11 protein-coding genes and 1 pseudogene are annotated in these 16,939 nt (G+C 70.9%); 7 read left to right on the forward strand and 5 right to left on the reverse strand.

Going from position 1 to position 16,939, the window contains the following annotated elements:
- Window positions 1-38 precede the first annotated feature (38 nt).
- Both WA670_RS29655 and WA670_RS29660 read left to right on the forward strand, forming a co-directional pair.
- The gene (locus WA670_RS29655) at window positions 39-1,220 is read left to right on the forward strand and encodes a cytochrome P450 (RefSeq protein ID WP_336159500.1); all 1,182 of its coding nucleotides are present in this window, start codon (window positions 39-41) and stop codon (window positions 1,218-1,220) included.
- Between the two features lie 3 nt (window positions 1,221-1,223).
- Window positions 1,224-2,036 carry an oxidoreductase gene (locus WA670_RS29660; RefSeq protein ID WP_336159501.1) on the forward strand — a complete coding sequence of 271 codons (813 nt, stop codon included), beginning with the start codon at window positions 1,224-1,226 and terminating at the stop codon, window positions 2,034-2,036.
- On the opposite strand, the gene WA670_RS29665 is transcribed toward WA670_RS29660, so the two are convergent.
- Window positions 2,017-3,786, reverse strand: a complete 1,770-nt coding sequence (locus WA670_RS29665) for an AMP-binding protein (RefSeq protein ID WP_336159502.1) — start codon at window positions 3,784-3,786, stop codon at window positions 2,017-2,019. The two genes, WA670_RS29660 and WA670_RS29665, sit on opposite strands and share 20 nt — an antisense overlap.
- A complete protein-coding gene (locus WA670_RS29670; protein ID WP_336159503.1) occupies window positions 3,773-5,572 on the reverse strand; it encodes a prenyltransferase/squalene oxidase repeat-containing protein in 1,800 nt (599 codons plus the stop codon). Before WA670_RS29670 ends, WA670_RS29665 begins: the two co-directional genes overlap by 14 nt.
- Before the next feature lie 228 nt (window positions 5,573-5,800).
- Here WA670_RS29670 and WA670_RS29675 point away from each other — a divergent pair, with 228 nt between their 5' ends.
- Genes WA670_RS29675 through WA670_RS29690 form a run of 4 tightly spaced genes read left to right on the forward strand, consistent with a single transcriptional unit; the run spans window position 5,801 to window position 9,973 of the window.
- The gene (locus WA670_RS29675; RefSeq protein WP_167754185.1) at window positions 5,801-7,108 is read left to right on the forward strand and encodes an FAD-dependent oxidoreductase; all 1,308 of its coding nucleotides are present in this window, start codon (window positions 5,801-5,803) and stop codon (window positions 7,106-7,108) included.
- 43 nt (window positions 7,109-7,151) lie between these two features.
- Window positions 7,152-8,081, forward strand: coding sequence for a 4-hydroxy-3-methylbut-2-enyl diphosphate reductase (locus WA670_RS29680; RefSeq protein ID WP_336159504.1), 930 nt, complete (start codon window positions 7,152-7,154; stop codon window positions 8,079-8,081).
- 33 nt (window positions 8,082-8,114) lie between these two features.
- Window positions 8,115-9,317 (forward strand): sensor histidine kinase, encoded by a 1,203-nt coding sequence (locus tag WA670_RS29685; protein WP_336159505.1) that lies wholly within the window; start codon window positions 8,115-8,117, stop codon window positions 9,315-9,317.
- Window positions 9,317-9,973: a response regulator transcription factor gene (locus WA670_RS29690; RefSeq protein WP_238606751.1), complete on the forward strand. Its 657-nt coding sequence runs from the start codon at window positions 9,317-9,319 to the stop codon at window positions 9,971-9,973. Before WA670_RS29685 ends, WA670_RS29690 begins: the two co-directional genes overlap by 1 nt.
- A 3-nt stretch (window positions 9,974-9,976) precedes the next feature.
- Here the strand turns inward: WA670_RS29690 and WA670_RS29695 are convergent, their stop codons facing one another.
- Together WA670_RS29695 and WA670_RS29700 are read right to left on the reverse strand one after the other, a co-directional pair.
- Window positions 9,977-13,435, reverse strand: coding sequence for an ABC transporter ATP-binding protein (locus WA670_RS29695; protein ID WP_336159506.1), 3,459 nt, complete (start codon window positions 13,433-13,435; stop codon window positions 9,977-9,979).
- On the reverse strand, window positions 13,435-15,456 hold the full coding sequence (locus WA670_RS29700; RefSeq protein WP_336159507.1) for a hypothetical protein: 2,022 nt from the start codon (window positions 15,454-15,456) through the stop codon (window positions 13,435-13,437). Before WA670_RS29700 ends, WA670_RS29695 begins: the two co-directional genes overlap by 1 nt.
- A gap of 607 nt (window positions 15,457-16,063) precedes the next feature.
- On the opposite strand from WA670_RS29700, the gene WA670_RS29705 reads away from it, so the two are divergent.
- Window positions 16,064-16,816, forward strand: a complete 753-nt coding sequence (locus WA670_RS29705) for an AfsR/SARP family transcriptional regulator (RefSeq protein WP_063697480.1) — start codon at window positions 16,064-16,066, stop codon at window positions 16,814-16,816.
- A gap of 5 nt (window positions 16,817-16,821) precedes the next feature.
- Here the strand turns inward: WA670_RS29705 and WA670_RS29710 are convergent.
- Window positions 16,822-16,939 (reverse strand): annotated as a pseudogene (locus WA670_RS29710) (flavodoxin-dependent (E)-4-hydroxy-3-methylbut-2-enyl-diphosphate synthase); the annotation flags it as partial.

Genomic DNA, 16,939 nt, shown 5'->3' on the forward strand with positions numbered 1-16,939 from the left:
CTGTTTCCCGCAAGAGGTTCACGGGAAGGGAGCTGGCGATGACCAGCACATTGCCGACCGAGCGTCCGGCCGGCCTGCCGTTCGACCCGCCGCGAGGGCTGGCCGAACTGCGCGAGAAGAGTCCGCTCAGCCGGCTGGACTACCCGGACGGCCACGCCGGATGGCTGGTGACCGGCCACGCGCTGGCCCGCGAGGTGCTGGCCGACCGCCGGTTCAGCGCGCGAGCCGAATTGCGGCATATGCCGATCCCGGGCGCTCCTGCCAGCGATCAGCCCGCGCCGCCGGGAATGTTCGGCAGCATGGACGCGCCCGAGCACACGCGCTACCGGCACCTGCTGGCAGGCCAGTTCACTGTCCGTCGGATGCGCCTGCTGTCCGAGCGGATCCAGGCGGTCGCGGACCGCTGCCTGAACGCCATGGCTGAGCGCGGCAGCCCGGCCGACCTGGTCCCGGCTCTGGCGCAGCCGCTGCCCGCGCAGACGATCTGCGAACTGCTCGGGGTTCCCTACGCCGAACGGGACCGGTTCCAGCAGCAGGCGCTCACCCTGTTCCGGCTGGACAACACGCCGGAAGAAACCGGCGCGGCCTACGCCGCGGTCCACGGCGTCATCGGCGAATTGGTGGCAGCCAAGCGAAAAGCCCCCACCGACGACCTGCTCAGCGACCTGACCGGCAGCGATCTCACCGACACCGAGCTGGTCAACATCGGCTTCACCTTGCTGGGCGCGGGACTGGACACCACCACGAACATGCTCGCGCTGGGCGTCTTCGCCCTGCTCGAACACCCTGACAAGCTCGCGCTGCTGCGCGCCGAACCGGAACTGGCCGACAACGCGGTCGAAGAACTGCTGCGCTACCTGAGCATCATCCCGTTCACCGTGCGCACCGCGCTGGAAGACGTCGAACTCGCCGGCGAACAGGTGCGCGCGGGCGAGTCGGTCACCATCTCGGTGCCCGCCGCGAACCACGACCCCGCGCACTTCCCCGCGCCGGACAACCTTGACCTGCGCCGCAAGGCGAGCGGGCACGTCGCCTTCGGCCACGGCATCCACCAATGCCTGGGCCAGCAACTCGCACGCGTCCAGCTGCGGGTCGCCCTGCCTGCTTTGCTGGCCAAGTTCCCCTCGCTGCGCCTCGCCGTGCCCGCTTCGGACATCGCGATGCGCAGCGACATGCTCATCTACGGCGTGCATCAGCTGCCCGTCGCGTGGGAGGCCTGACCTGTGTCGAAAGTTTGCTTGATCACCGGTGCCTCAGCGGGAATCGGCCGCGCCACCGCGCTGGAACTGCTGCGGGCGGGCCACGTCGTGTACGGAGCCGCGCGCCGAGCGTCCAACATGGACGAACTGCGCGACGCTGGCGGGCACCCGTTGGCGATGGACGCCCGCGACGAGGCCGATCTGGCTCGCGTGGTGCGCACTGTCCTGGACGAACAGGGACGGCTCGACGTCCTGATCAACAACGCCGGGACTGTGCTGCACGGGGCCGCTGAAGACGTTCCGTTGGCGGCTGCCCGCGATCAGTTCCAGGTCAACGTGTTCGCCCCGGCTCGGCTGGTCCAGCTCGTCCTGCCCGCGATGCGCGCCCAGGGGTCGGGCCGCATCGTGAACGTCTCCTCGATCGGCGGGGTGATCAGCTTGCCGTTCGGTGCTTGGTACTACGCGTCGAAACACGCGCTCGAGGCGTACTCGGACACGTTGCGCATGGAGGTTCGGCCCTTCGGCATCGACGTGGTGGTCGTCCAGCCGGGCATCATCAAGACGGAGTTCGAAGACCAGACCGCCGCGCAGTTGCGGGAGTACTCCGGCGGTGGGCCTTATGGGGAAATGGTCGAGAAGATGGCGAGCCAAGCCGAAACGGGTCTCGCCGGAGGTGCCGATCCTGGCGTCGTGGCGCACGCCATCCGGCAGGCGGTGGAAGCCGATTCGCCCGAGACTCGTTACGCCGTCGGCCTGCATGCCGAGGAACTGCTGGAGCTGAACCGGACGCTGCCGGATCGCGAGTTCGACGAGCTGGTCACCCGTTCGATCCGGTAGGGGAGGTGGTGCGCGCGGCCAGCCGAGCGCGGTCGAGTTTTCCGTGCGGGTTCAACGGGAGTTCGTCGGTCGCGAAGATCCGGTCCGGGACCATGTACCCCGGCAGGCTGCGGCCCAGCTCCAAGCGCAGAGCGGCCTCGTCGGTCGAGTCGGTCTCCACGAACAAGGCCAGCACAGTGTCGCCGCGGACCCCGGCCACGGGAGTCGCGGCAGTGCGCACACCGCCGAGGAGACGGGTCGCCGCGTGTTCGATCTCGGCGAGTTCCACGCGATGGCCGCGGATCTTGACCTGCCCGTCCAACCGGCCGCGATGGTGCAGCAGACCGTCGTGCCACTCCGCCAGGTCTCCCGTGCGATACCAGCGCCGCCCGTCCCGGGTGACCAGTTTTCCCTGGTCCAGCAACGGATCCGAGTAGCCCGCGAACACCTGCGGGCCCGCGACGAGTAGTTCCCCGTCGGCGTCGAGGCTCAGCTCGGCACCGGCGGTCGGGGTGCCGATGGGCAGGATCGCGTGGCCGGGGATCGGGTCGGCGGGAGCCAGCCGGTAGGTGCTGACCCACACCGTCGTCTCGGTCGGCCCGTACACGTTGTCGATGATCGCCTCCGGAGCGGCGGCGCGGGCGAGCGCGACGGTCTCGCGCCGCAGCGGTTCGCCGCCGATCACCACATGCCGCAGTCCGGACAGCGATCCAGGCGCCAGATTCCCCGCCGCGGCGGCTGCTTCGAGCAGGCTCGGCGTGCAGGCCCACACCGTGACGCGGTGCCGGGCGATCGTCCCCGCCGGGTTGAGCGCGTGCACGCGGGGCACGGCGGCGAGCGCGCTGCCGCTGCTCCACGCGCCCCACATCTCGAACACCGAGAAGTCGAACGTCAGCCCGTGGCACTGGGAGAACACTTCCCCCGGCCCGGTCCGGAACGACGGCAGTGCGGCGGCCAGGAACGCCTCCACGTTCCCGTGGGTGATCCGCACGCCCTTCGGCCGCCCGGTCGAGCCGGAGGTGAACAGCAGGTACGCGGGGCTGTCGCCGGTGACCGGAGCGGCGGCCCGCGCCGCTGGGCCGGGACGTGCCGCGTCGTGGATGTCCACCACCGGGATCCCGGCCATGGCGGAGAGCTGTGCCTCCAGCGGTTCTTCGCCGCGCATATCGGTGTGCACGACGCAGCGCGCACCGGCCTGGCGGACGATGTCGGCGTTGCGCTCCGGCGGAAAGTCCATCGACAGCGGCACGATCGCGGCGCCCGCGTACAGCACGCCGAGGTAGGCGCAGTACGTCGCGATCTCCCGTTCGCCGAGCACGGCGACCACACCGCCCGCGCCGATGGTTTCGGCGAGCGCGGCGGCATGGGCCGCGGTTTCCGCGTACGTCAGTGCACCGGCGTTGTCGACCAGGCACGGCTCGTCGGCGAACCGGGCGGCTGTCTCGGCGAACCGCGCGGCCAATCCTTCGGCGGGCGCGCGCCAGGCGGCCGGTTCCGCGTCTCCGCTTGCCAGAGAGCCGGTGGTGCCTTCGACGAGTTTCCACAGCGAACGCGGCGTACGGAACGCGCGCTCGTCGAAGGCGGGCAGCTCGATGCCGTACCGCGTAACCAGTTTGCTGCTCAACGCCAATGTGCTCAGCGACGTGAGACCGTAGTGCAGCAACGGAGTGTCGGGTTCCAGCGAAGACGTGTCGTCGCACAAGGCCAGCTCGCTGCGGAGCAGTTCCTCGAACTCCGCGCTCCACGGCTTCACCTGCTCAGCGGCGGACATGCGGCACCGCCCAACGCGGCTGGTCGAACGTTCCCGGCGCGGTCGCGGTGTCGTCGCGCAGTGCTTCGCGATAACGCGCGAGTGCTTGCAGGGCATAGCCGTTCGCGGTGTGGTCGTGCCGGTACAGCAGTTCGAGGAAGTACACGCCGAGCAGACTGGGTTGCCACAGACCGTCCGCGTCGCGATGGTCGACGAGCCACCGCGCGCCGCGGGCCGCCATCGGCGCGGTCGGTGTCACGCCGGACGCGCACAGGCCCAGCAAGGCCATCGCCGTCTCCTCGACCGTGGAGTGTCCCCGGCCGAGCGCGTCGCCCCAGCCGCCGTCTTCGTTTTGGTTGAGCCGCAACCACGAGACGCAGCGCCGCGCGACCGTGCTCGAACCCAGACCGGCGTCGCCCAGCGCGCGAAGCACGGAGCCCGTTCCGCACACCTGCCCGACGTACCACTTGTTCTCGATGGCACCGTCCGCCCGCTGCACCTTCGCGAACCACGCGTACGCGTTGCGCAACGGTTCGTCGTCCGGGCGGCAGCGTCCGGACAACGCCAGCGCGGAGAACGCTTCGGCGGACATCACCGCGCAGGGGCCGTACAGCACCTTCGGCGACCGCGCCTTGCCGACCATGGCGAACGACGGGTCCATGCTCGCGATCCGGCCGACCTGCGCGAAGCAGCTCCACGAACCGTCGTAGTTCTGTTGGCGGAGCAGCCATTCGGTGCCGCGCCGCACCTGCGGGTCGCTCACGTCCGCGCCGTCGCCGGACAGCGCGATGACCGCGTCGCCGGTGTTGCCGCTGTTCGGCCAGCCGGACGGCAGTCCCCAGCCCCAGCCTCCGGGCGGGGCTCCGGTCCAGATGAAGTCCTCGTCCCGTTGCGCGGAGCGGATCCAGCCGACCGCCTTGGTCACCCGCGCGTCGTCGCCGAGCCCGGCGTGCTGGAGACCGGTGGTGATGAAGTTGGTCGCGTCCACCTCGAGGTCGCGGGTGACCGCCCAGCCGCCTTCGGGCTTGATGGTGGCGCGGAAGTAGTCGAGGCAGTGGCGCACGATGTCCGGGCGCTGTTTCGCGATGGTGAGCCCGATGCAGACGTTGGCCGACATCATCGGCGACTCGACGAAACCGCCTTCCGGGCCTTCGAACCCGACCAGCCCTTCGAGGTATTCGATGGCCTTCGGCGTTGCGGCTTTGTTGAGCGCGGTGCGGACCCGGCCGCCGGGCATCAGCTCGGCGCACATCAGGCCCCACGACAGCGCGGTGGGCATCGCGAAGGTCAGCTTGCGGCGCAACGGGGCGGGCAGCAGGGCCAGTTCGATCGGGCAGCGCAGCAGGCCCTCGTCGCTCATCAGCCCGGCCAGCACCAGGTAGAAGTGCACCAGGACGGTGAGCGAGCACTGTTCCACGTCGCGGATCGCCGCGGTGCCGCCGAATTCCTCGACGCGCGCCCAGCCGCGGCGGATCTGCCCGGCGGCCTCGTCCGGGATCACCAGCGCCAGCGCGGCCACCGACAGCGCGGTGCCGTTCAGCGTCGGCTCGGTGTCGACGTCGTCGCCCCAGCCGCCGTCCGGGCCCTGGTTGGCCAGCAGGAAGTCCAGGCCCCGGCGGATCAGGTCGCGGCAGCCTTCCGGATCCGCCAGGTGCATGGCGATCACGACGTCGGCGGTGGAACCGGGGCTGGCCGACAGCCTGCCTTCCCAGCTGCCGTCGGAGCGCTGGAGGGCGAACAGCGCGTCGGCGGTGCGGGCCAGCGCGCGGTCCAGCTCCGCGGGCGGGAGGATCGGGTCGAGGCTCATGGTCGCTCGCTTTCGGACCTGGCGTGGAAAAGGGAATCGCGGCCGGAACGCCCGGGAAAAGGACACAGGCGTGGCGCGATCAGTGTGACACGGCCGAGTTCGCGCGGTCAACCGCGCGGCGGCCGCGTTGACGGGTTCCCGGGGCCGTGTCACGCTGTTCGCGGGGGATTCTTCTGTGCACTCGCGGTGCTATTTTCGCGCGTCTTCCGGAGCAGAACGGTAAATGGTGTGAGCGATTACGACATTGTCATATGCGGGGCCGGGGCAGGCGGGCTCACCGCGGCGATTCTTCTCGGCAGGCAAGGACGCCGGGTGCTGCTGGTCGACAAACTCACCGACACGGTGGAAACGTTCAAGGGCGAGCTCCTCCAGCCCGGTTCGCTGGCCACTTTGGACTCGATCGGCGCGCTGGAAACCCTGCGCCGCGCGGGCGGGCGCCGGATCGACCGGCTGGTCTGCGCCGGCGACGACGGCGCGGAGCTGTGCGCGATGGACTACCGGTGGCTGCCGAGCGCCTACGACCACTGCCTCACCCACACCTACAAAGGCATCCTGGACAACCTGATCCAGGCGCTGCCCGCGACCGTCGAGTTCCGCCGCGGGGTCTCGGTCGAGCGCGCGGTGCGGGACGGATCCGGCCGCGTCGCCGGGGTCGTGCTGCGCGAGCGCGGCGCCCGCGCCGAGGTGTCCGCGGACCTGGTCGTCGCGGCCGACGGGCACGCGTCCAAGCTGCGCGGCCAGGTCGGGATCGAAGTGGACACCACGCCCTACGACCACCAGGTGGTCGCGATCGACCTGGCCGGCGTGCCGGAGCTGGCGCACCAGGCGACCACCACGATCACCCGCGACGGGATGCGCGTGATGTACCCGATGCCCGGCGGCGGCGGGCGGCTGTACCTCCAGGTCGAGCGCGGGCTGGTGAACCGGATCGGCAAGGCCGGGCTGGCCGGCTGGGTGGACGAGGCGGTCGCCGCGTGCCCGAGCGTGGCGCCGATCGCCGAGTCCGTGCGCGCCGGGGTGCCGACCTGCCGGGTGCTGTCCGCGCGGCGGTTCGTCGCGCCGGTCTTCCACGGCGCCGGGATGCCGCTGATCGGCGACGCAGCGCACGCCGTGCACCCGATGGCCGGGCAGGGCATGAACGCGGCGATCGCGGACGCGGTGCGGCTGGCCGGCGCGTTCCGGGACGTCTCCACCGCCGGATCCGGCGCGGTCGACGCCGCGCTGGCCGAATACGACCGGGTGCGCCGCCCGGAGCTCAAAACCATTTCTGAATTCAGCCACCGGTTCGCGGAAATGTTCACCACCGCGGTCGGGAATTTCGGGTACGCGCGCAGCAAGTACATTCTTTCCTGCCACGGCCGGAATCGCCGGTTGTGCTACAAGATCATGCACAACATCTCCGGTCTGGGTTATCGGAAATTCTCCGTTCTCGACCGGTTGCAGCAACTCGGCTGGCCGGACCGCGCGGCCGATGAGTTGCCTCCGCGTCGAGCGGGCGTGGACGGCGCCGTTGAGGCCACCTTGGACCCGCGTTGAGGAATCTCGTGCGCTCCGCCGCTCCCCGCTTACGGTCGCGGCCATGAAACAGGTGTTGCTGGCGAGCCCGCGCGGGTACTGCGCCGGGGTGGATCGCGCCGTACGCGCCGTCGAGGCCGCACTGCAGCGCCACGGCGCGCCGGTCTACGTGCGCAAGCAGATCGTGCATAACACGCACGTGGTGCGCCGTCTCGAGCGTCTTGGAGCGGTGTTCGTCGACGAGGTGAGCGAAGTGCCGCCTGGCTCGGTCACAGTGTTCTCGGCGCACGGCGTCGCCCCCGCGGTGCACGAAGCCGCTGCGGGACGCTCGTTGCGCACTATCGACGCGACGTGCCCGCTGGTGACGAAGGTGCACCGCGAAGCCGTGCGTGCTGCCGCGCGCGGAGACCAGATCCTGTTGATCGGCCACCACGGGCACGAAGAGGTCGAAGGCACCAGCGGCGAGGCACCGGCGGACACCATCGTGGTGGACGGCCCGGACGCGGTCGCGGGCTTGGAAGTGCGCGATCCGGCCAAAGTGACCTGGTTGTCCCAAACCACCCTTTCGGTCGCGGAGACCGAACAGACCGTCCGCCGGCTGCGCGAACGGTTCCCGCTGCTGTCCGACCCGCCCAGCGACGACATCTGCTACGCCACCCAGAACCGGCAGGAAGCGGTCGCCGAACTGGCCGCCGAGGCCGATTTGGTGCTCGTCGTCGGTTCCGCCAACTCGTCCAATTCGGTGCGGCTCGTGGAAGTCGCGCTGGACGGCGGCGCTTCCGCGGCGTACCTGGTCGAGGACGCCGCCGCGGTCGATCCCGCGTGGCTCGACGGGGTGACGACGGTCGGGGTCACCAGCGGGGCGTCGGTGCCGGAGGATCTGGTCGAGCAGGTGCTCGAACTGCTGGCCGGACACGGTTTCGGCGACGTGCGCGAGGTGCGCACCGCCGAAGAGAAGCTGAGTTTCGCCCCACCGCGCGAGTTGCGGTCGTAACCCGCGGCCGCGGCTGCGGTTAACCTGCCAGGCATGGACGAGGCGAGGAGGACCGTACGGGCCGCGGTGTCCGGCGAAGGACGGTCCGAAGCGCTCGCTGTGGCCGCGCGCTGGGCGGTGCGCGTGGGCCTGATGGTGGTGCTGGCCTACACCGTCGCGGTGGCCTCGCCGGGGATCGGGACGCACGGCCTGCCCGGGCTCAACCTGCTCGGCCTGCTCGTCGGCGCGGCGGGCTGGTTCGGCTGGGGCCTGCTGCGCGACCGGGAGGGCCTGCTGCGGCTGATCGCGCTGCTGGTCGGCGTGGTCGGCGGCGCGCTGCTCGTACCCGGCACCTCCGGTTCGGACGTCGGCGTGATCCTGGTCTGCCTGATGGTGCTCGCCGCCGCCAGCGTGGTGGAGCCGGGCCCGGCCGGGGTGGTCGCCGTCTTCGCGATGGCGGCGGTCGGGATCGCCGAGCGGTTCTGGGAGAACCTGCTGCCCGGCGGATTCGCGGTGCTCGCCGCGGCGGCCTCGTATCTGGCCGGGATCGTGCGCAGGCAGCGCCTGCTGCACATCGCGCAGACCGAGATGCTGCTGGTGGAAACCCAGGTCGCGAAGGAGGAACAGGCCCGTTCCGCGGCGCTGGCCGAGCGGGCCCGGATCGCCCGCGAGATCCACGACGTGCTGGCGCACTCGATGGGCGGGTTGATCGTGCAGCTGGAGGCCGCGGACGCGCTCCTGGAGACGGTGCCGGGCGCGGACCGGGCGCGGGCGTGCGTGATCCGCGCGCGCGGTCTGGCCGGGGAAGGCCTGGCCGAGACCCGCCGTGCGATCGGCGCGCTGCGCGGGGACAAACGCTCGCTGCCGGAATTCCTGAGCGCGCTGGTCGAGGACTACCAGGCCGACTATCCCGACGTGCCGATGTCTTTCGAGGAGCCGGCCGAACAGTCGGAGCTGCGCCCGGAAGTGACGCTGGCGTTGCAGCGTCTCGGCCAGGAAGCGCTGACGAACGTGCGCCGGCACGCTCCGGGCGCGCCGGTGACCGTCTCGCTGGCGGTGGACGAGGAGCAGGTCGAACTGGTCGTGCGGAACGGCGCCCCGAGCGAGGCCGAACGCACCACGACTGGCGGCGGCTACGGGCTCATCGGGATGCGGGAACGGATCGAGCAGTTGGAAGGCACGCTGCACGCGGCGGCCGAAGGACCGGGCTGGACCGTGCGGGCGCGGGTGCCGCGCACGGGAACCGAGGGGGACTGATGGACGGGCCGTTGCGGGTGCTGGTCGCCGACGACCAGACGGCGGTGCGCGAGGGACTGGTGACCCTGCTGGAGACCTTCCCCGGCACGACGGTGGTCGGCGCCGCCGCGAACGGGGACGCGGTGCTGGAGATGGTCGCCGCCGATCCGCCGGACGTGGTCCTGATGGACCTGCGGATGCCGGTCCGGGACGGGGTCAGCACCACCGCCCGGCTGCGCGCGGAGTACCCCGCGGTGAAGGTCGTCGTGCTCACCACTTATGCCGACGACAGTTCGGTGCGGGAAGCGTTGCGGGCGGGTGCGTTGGGATTCCTCACGAAGGACGCTGGCCGCGCGGACATCGCCCGTGCGCTGGCGGCCGCCGCGTCCGGCCAGTCGGTGATGGACGCCGAGGTGCAGCGGCGTCTGCTCGCCGGGATGAACGAGCCTGCCGAGCCGCCGGTGCGTTCCGCGGCGGACGGGGTGCTGAGCGGTCGCGAGGTCGAGGTGCTGCGGCTGGTGGCAGGCGGACTGTCCAATCGCGAGATCGCCGGGCGGCTGTTCATCGGGGAGGCGACGGTGAAGAGCCATATCAACCGGATCTTCGCGAAGATCGGCGTGCGGGACCGGGCGCAGGCGGTGCGGTATGCGTTCCGGCACGGGTTGACGGGGGAGTGAGACTCAGCCCGTGGTTTCGAGGGATCCCCACAGCTTCGTGTAGTGGCCCTGTGCCGCCACAAGCTCGGCATGGGTGCCGAGTTCGGCGAGCCGTCCGTCCTCCAGCACCGCGATGCGGTCGGCATGTGCGGCGGTGGACAGACGGTGCGCGACGAGTATCACCGTGCGTCCGGCGCACGCTGCGGCGGTCGCGGCTTGGCAGCGTGCTTCGGTGCGCGGATCCAGGTTCGCGGTGGCTTCGTCCAGGACAAGGATCGTGGGTGCCAGAAGCCGGGCCCTCGCGAGCGAGACGAGCTGACGTTGGCCTGCCGACAGCGCGGAGCCGCCGACGCCGACCGTAGTGGTGTAGCCGTCCGACAGGGCTTCGAACACTTCATGCGCGCCTACCGCGCGGGCGGCGGCGACGGCGTCGCGCGGGCTGGCATCCGGGCAGCCGTAACGGATGTTGTCGAGCACGCTGCGTCCGAAGAGATACGGCTCCTGTGGCACGAAGCCGATTCGCCTGCGTAGCAACCGTAAGTCGTAGCTGCGGAGGTCGACGCCGTCCACCAGAACCTGCCCCTGGCACGGATCGTGGAACCGGAGTAGCAGCTTCAGCAGCGTGGACTTGCCCGCGCCGCTGGCCCCGACCACGGCCAGCGTGCTGCCTGCCGGTACGTCGAGCGAAATGTCGGACAGGGCGTCGCGCGGTGCGCCGGGGTAGCGCATGCGTACCTGGTTGAACCGCACGGTGCCTCGGGCCTGGGACGGTGCGACCGGCTGTCGCGGCGACGGTACGGCCGGTTCGGTGCGGAGGAAGGCGCGAAGGCGTCGTACAGCGACAGCGGCCTGTGCGTAGCCGTCGTAGGCCTGGGCGAACTGTTGCACGGGCGCGAAAAGCGAGTCGAGGTACAGCACGAAGGCGACTAGTACGCCTGCGGTGAGCGTGCCGTCTTCGATGCGCGCTGCTCCGGCCGCAAGCACTACTGCGGCGGTCACGGCGCCTACCAGCTCGACGAACGGGAAGTACAGCGCGGTCCACAGATGCGTGCGTACGCGGGCGTCGCGGTACCGGCGGTCGTGCGCGCCCAGTTCGGCGACGCTGTCTGCGAGGCGGCCGTGAAGCTGCACGACGGTGAGCCTGCTGATCGTTTCGCGGAGCGCAGTGGTGAAGGCGGCCAGGCTCTCCCGTGCGAGGGTGTAAAGCGGGGTGGAACGGCGGCGGAACCACATCGTGGCCAGCACCACCAACGGAACTCCCGCCAGCGCGAGCAGCAGCAGGTCACCGTCCATCAAGGACAGTGCGGTGATCGCGCCGATCGTGGTGACCGCGCTGACCAACGCTCCGGGCAGGTCGTTGCGCAGGAAATGGGACAGTGCCTCGATGTCGGCGGTGAGCAGGGTGATCAACCGGCCGCGGTCCCGTTCCGCGGGGCCGAGCGCCAGTGCGTGCTGCGCGGTGCGTCGGCGCAGGCCGAACAGCACTCGCTCGCAGGTGCGGCCGGTCACCACGGTTTCGCCCGCGGTGCTCAGCGCGTTGAGTGCGACCAAGCCCGCACCGGCGGCGACCCATGCCAGCAGTACGCCGAGCTGTCCGGCGTTCACGCCCGAGTCGACTCCGCGGCCCATGGCCAGCGGTAGCAGCACATCGGTGGCCGTGCCGGCGGCGAGCAGAGACAAACCGGCGAGGAATCCCTTGCGGTGCGCGCGAAACAGTCCGTGCTGGCGAGGCGGGATCGTGACGGGTGCCGCCAGCACTGGCGAGAAGGCAGGTTTCGGCGGCGGTGACGCGGGCTCCGCGTCGCCGAGGAGGGCCCGGTAGGCGGGAGAGCGGGCTTGCAGTTCCTCGTGGGTCCCGACGTCCGCCACGCGGCCGGACTCCAGCAGCACCACCCGGTCGGCGGTACGGAGGAGATTCGGGCGGCTGGTCGCCACGACCCGCGTGGTGGCCAGGCCGCGCAGGTGACGGTGGATGGCGCGCTCGGTCACCGCGTCCACCGCGGTCGTCGGGTCGTCGAGCAACAGCAGCCTCGGGTCCGGGAGCAACGCCCGGGCGAGCGCGATGCGTTGTCTCTGCCCACCGGACAACTCGGCGTCGCTGATCCTGGTCTGGTAGCCGTCTGGGCTTGCCATGATGAAGTCGTGCACCCCGGCCGCGCGAGCAGCCGCGACGATTCGTGCATGGTTGGCGTTGGGTTCGCCGTAAGCGATGTTCTCCTGGAAGGAGCCGGGCATTAGCTGTGGTTCTTCGGTGAGCACACCAACCGCGCGATGCAATGCTTCGCCGTTCAGTGCGCGTACGTCCACACCACCGACGCGTACGCAGCCAGCGGTCGCGTCGTAGCGGCGACACAACAGCCGTAGCAAGGTGGACTTCCCGGAACCCGGTGCCCCAGCAACGGCTACGTACTCGCCCGGCGCGATCGTGAGCGACACATTTCGGAGTACCGGTTCGTCGTGGTAGCCGAAATGCACGTCACGCAGTTCGACTTCGAGCGCGGCTTGGGGCAGCCCGCGCGAGCCGTCCAGCAGTGCTGGCTGAGTGTCGATGAGCGCGAAGCAGCGCTCCAGCCCGGCGCGCGCTTCCTGTGCGTACCCGACCAAACCGGCCAGTGCGCGCACGGGGCCGACCAGCTGCGCCAAGTAGCTCACGAAGGCGACGAAGGTGCCGAGGCTGATGTCGTGCCGCAACGCCAGCCAGCCGCCGATGCCCAGCACGCCGACCTGCCCGGCCAACGGTACGGCGCTCATCAACGGCAGGACCGCGGCGGAGACCCGAGCGGTGCGGATCCGAGCGGTGCGCACCGCGGCGGCGTCCCGTTCGATGGCGGCCAGTTCGTGCTCCTGGCGGCCGAACGCGGTCACCACGTGCAGTCCGTCCAGCACCTCGGACACCCGGCCGGTCAGCTCCGCCGACCGTTGCTGCGCGGCCAGCCCCGCCGGAAAGATCCGGCTGCGGGCCAGGTGCACGGCCAGCACCAGCAGCGGGCAGACCGCGAGCACCAACCCGGTCAGCACCGGGGAAAGCAGCACCATCGCGGTCGCCGACGCCGCCAGCAGCGCGAGGTTGCCGACCGCGGCGGGCAGCGGATCGAGCAGACCCTGTGCGTAGCAGACGTCGCCGGTCGCGCGGCCGAGCAACTGCCCGGCACCGAACCCGATGCGCTGGCTCTCGTCGAGCCGATGCACCGCGGCCACCACGTCGGCCCGCAGTTCGCGTTGCACGTCCAGGGCAGTCCGGCCGCCCCAGTACTGCCGGACGGCGGTGGCCGCGAACCGGCCGAGCGCGAAAGCCAGCAATACCACCAGATACGGCGCGATCGGGTCAGTGTGCGTGACGACAGTGCGGTCGATCAGCCGTTGCTGCACCAGCGGCAGCGCCGCGGCGAAACCGGTGGCGGCCAACGCAGCCAGTGCCGCCAGCGCGGTGGCGCCGCGATGCCTGCGCAGGTAGCGCGCCAGCCTGCGCAACGGTGGTGCCATCACACCACGCCGGTGGGCGCGGCCAGCGCCGCCGCCCTCGGCTGCCCGGCCGGGGCCGGGTGCAGGACGTCGCGCGCCATGGCCAGCCACCGCACCGCGAACGCGTCGTGCACGAATCCCGCACCCAGCAACAGGTCCACGTGCGTGTCGTGGGCGACGACGGTGGCCGGGAACCCGTGCCCGGCGGCGGTCGGCTCGTCGGCGACCACCTCGGCCTGCCCGGGATCGAACGCGAGCCAGCACTGGCTCGCCCCGCTCTTCCAGCCGCGCCAGAGTTCCCCGCCGACCGCGCTGACCGCTTCCTTGCCGCCGAGCAGCGCTTCCAGGTAGTCCGGCACGATCAGGTTCTCGATCCGCCGACCCGGCGTCGCGGTGTGGATGCAGGCCAGCAGCGCCGGGACGCCGTGCCGGAGCGCGTACCGGCGCACTTCGGTCGCGGAGCCGTCTACCGGGCGGAGATCGACCGCCACCGCGGAAGCGTCCTGTGCGGACACCCACGGGAGCCAGGCGCGGTGCGCGGTCTCGCGGTCGGCCAGCGCGCCGGGATGCGCGGCGGGCACCTCCATGTAGCGGTGCAGTTCCTCCTGGAAATTCCAGTGGTCGGCCGGGTTTCCGACGATCAGCGCCGGACCGTCCTCGCCGGAACCGCGCGGGCGGCGGTGCGCGAGCAGAGTCACCCGCGCGCCCTCCCGCGGGGAAACCAGGCACCACACGTCGTCGCTCACCAGGATGAGCTCGCCGTCACCGTCGCGGTCGATGTCGTGCAGACCGGCGGACGGCGCGTAACGGCCGCCTGCCGCCCAGCGCGCCGCGGACAGCAGCGGCCGGGCCAGGCGCGCGTGCGAGGCGGTGGCACGCACCCACGGGGCCAGCGCCCGGCCCCGGCCGTCCTCCGCGCAGTCGTGCCAGCCCAGTTCGTGCTGGCCCAGCAGGAGCATCCGCTCGGCGACCGCCTGCAGCCGCGGTTCGACGGCACTGCCCGCTTCCCGCAGTTCGGCTTCGACCGAGTCCAGCAATTCCCCGTAGGACCACCATTCCTGGGTGTCGGTCCAGCCGCGGTACGACGGCCCGGCCGACCAGTCGACCTCCAGTTCGTAGTAGGTCCCCGCCGGCACGTCGGCGGGCGCGGGCTGAGGGCGTCCGTCCAGCCAGGAATCCAGGCTGACCGGTTCGGCCGCCCCGGATTCGGCCAGGAACCGCAGCAGCCGCTCGTAGCGTTCCAGCGCGGGTTCCCAGCCGCCGACGCCGGCCGCGCGCTCCATGTCGTCTGCGTACACGAGGATTTCCTCGCCGGTCTGCCGCTCCCCGACATCGGCGAGGAACGCCTCCAGGAAGTGCAGATGCGCGTCCGTCCGGGGCGGGAACAGGTACCGCAGGTAGGAACAGATCGGGAGCACGGTCAGGTCGCCGGTCACCGCGCGCGGGCGCAGCAGGCGCAGATCGGCGAGCCCGGGGCGGAACGGCGGCGGCTGCTCGGAGTCCCAGTGGAACGGTCCGTGCAGGTCCGCGTGCGCGCGGGAGTCCGCGGGGTAGCCGTCCTCGGGGACCGGCTTCGCGAGCAGCCGGTCGTCCACCAGGACCCGGCGGATGCCCGCCTCGGCGAGCACCCCGGCCAGCTCCGGCGCCCACACCCGCTCCGGCAGCCAGGCGGTCGGCGGCTGGCCGCCGGGCACGCCGAAATGCCGCCGGTGCAGGTCCGCGGCGGCGGCCAGCTGGCGGCGGTTCGACCACTCCGAGCACGCGGGCATGATCGGCTCGGAGTAGGTGCCGCCGAGCAGCGAGACGGTGCCGTCGGCGATCCGTTCGCGGACCAGGCCGACGAAATCCGGACGGTGCCAGAGCGCGGCTTCGAGCAGCGTGCCGGACAGGTGCAGGCCGGTCGGGATCCGGTAGCGGCGGTGCAGGTCGAGCACCTCGGCGTAGCCGTCGCAGATCCGCCCGATGCCGTCCCGGTTGTCGTAGCCGTCGGTGATGTTCAGCTGGTTCGCGTGGTGCACGAAGGCGAGTGGCGCGCCCGACATGACAATCCTCCCGGCTCCGGTGGCTCTTCCGCGGGACCCCGCGACGACCGCTGCCGCCGACGGTAGGAGCGCGGCCCGGCGGGCGTCGTCCACCGCTGGTTGGGTTCGCGGGTGGGTTGGCCGGTTCCACCCGTGGGTGCAACGCGCCGGGTCAACGGAGGCTCAACGGCCGCGCAACCGGGGCCCCGGCGGACGGGCGCGGGGAAAAATCCCCTCGGCGGGCGGGGCGGCGGAGACCGGCGCCGGACGAAAGGTAAATACAGATTAAATGGCGATATCCATATTTTGCCCGACCCTGACTTTCGCGGGGGCCTGCTGGGGTTTTTCCTTACTTCCGGAAAGTGCCGTGCAGTCCGCGCGGTTGTGCATTACCCGGTTCGGCCGCGGTGTCGGTGGACAGTGCCGAACCCGGTGTGGCAAGCTGCGCCCAGCGGCACTGGCGGGAGAAAAAGAAATACCGCGCGACGCGGTCCGGGAACTCCGGATACCGGCGGCGCGGACCCCGCGAAGCGCCGTTACTGGGTGCGGTACAAGCGGTACAAACTGGCTGGTGCGGAGAGGGCGGGTCGCCCGGGCCTCTTCGCGCGGTGATTCCTGGGGGAAAGCCGTGGATTTCAAGCTTTTGGGCCCGTTGCGGGTCGAATGCGGGGACGCGGAAGTACGCATGCCGAAGGCGCCGAAGGTGCGGCAGCTGCTCGCGTTGTTGTTGTTCTACCACAACCAGATCGTGAGCACGGACCAGATCGTGGACGAACTGTGGGGAGAGGAGTCGCCGCGCCAGGCCGCGCTGACCGTGCGCACGTATGTCTGCCATATCCGGAAAGCCATGGACGGCCCCGGCGGCGGGCACGGCTTGCGCACGGTCTCCTCCGGCTACCAGCTTTCGCTGGGCAGCGACCAGCTGGACGTCAGCCGGTTTTCCGCGTTTTACCACTCGGGCCGGGCGCATTACGAGGCCGGTGAACATGAAAAGGCCTCGGAAAGTTTCCGGCGCGCGCTGGAGGTATTCCGCGGGCGCGTGCTCGCCGACGTGGAGACCGGGGCGATTCTGCGGCCGTTCAAGGCCCGGCTCGAGGAAGAGCGCACCGCGGCGCAGGCGCTGCGGATCCAGACCGACCTGGCGCTGGGCCGGTACCTGCAGCTGATCGGCGAACTGCGGTCGCTGACCATCAGCCAGCCGCTGAACGAATGGGCGCACGCGAGGCTGATGGAGGCGCTGACGCATTCCGGCCGCCGCAGCGACGCGCTGAACGTGTACCGCACGCTGCGCCGCACGCTCGACCAGGAACTGGGCATCGCGCCCGCGCCGGAGCTGCAGCGGCTGCTGCAACGGATCCTCGCCATCGGTCAGCCCACCTGATCGCCTCAGCCCACCGTCACGGTGGGCGTGCCCGGAGTGTCGACGGTGTCGGCGATGCGCATGGCTTCTTCGATGAGGGTTTCCACGATGGCGTGTTCGGGGACGGTTTTGATGACTTCGCCT

This window comes from Amycolatopsis sp. VC5-11 (assembly GCF_037034185.1).
Taxonomy (GTDB): Bacteria; Actinomycetota; Actinomycetes; order Mycobacteriales; family Pseudonocardiaceae; genus Amycolatopsis; species Amycolatopsis nivea.

Excerpts from the sequence above, each read along its gene's own strand:
- WA670_RS29670 (WP_336159503.1), bottom strand. The coding sequence starts at position 5,572 with ATGAGCCTCGACCCGATCCTCCCGCCCGCGGAGCTGGACCGCGCGCTG.
- WA670_RS29695 (WP_336159506.1), bottom strand. The coding sequence starts at position 13,435 with ATGGCACCACCGTTGCGCAGGCTGGCGCGCTACCTGCGCAGGCATCGC.
- WA670_RS29665 (WP_336159502.1), bottom strand. The coding sequence starts at position 3,786 with ATGTCCGCCGCTGAGCAGGTGAAGCCGTGGAGCGCGGAGTTCGAGGAA.
- WA670_RS29655 (WP_336159500.1), top strand. The coding sequence starts at position 39 with ATGACCAGCACATTGCCGACCGAGCGTCCGGCCGGCCTGCCGTTCGAC.
- WA670_RS29690 (WP_238606751.1), top strand. The coding sequence starts at position 9,317 with ATGGACGGGCCGTTGCGGGTGCTGGTCGCCGACGACCAGACGGCGGTG.
- WA670_RS29685 (WP_336159505.1), top strand. The coding sequence starts at position 8,115 with ATGGACGAGGCGAGGAGGACCGTACGGGCCGCGGTGTCCGGCGAAGGA.
- WA670_RS29700 (WP_336159507.1), bottom strand. The coding sequence starts at position 15,456 with ATGTCGGGCGCGCCACTCGCCTTCGTGCACCACGCGAACCAGCTGAAC.
- WA670_RS29680 (WP_336159504.1), top strand. The coding sequence starts at position 7,152 with ATGAAACAGGTGTTGCTGGCGAGCCCGCGCGGGTACTGCGCCGGGGTG.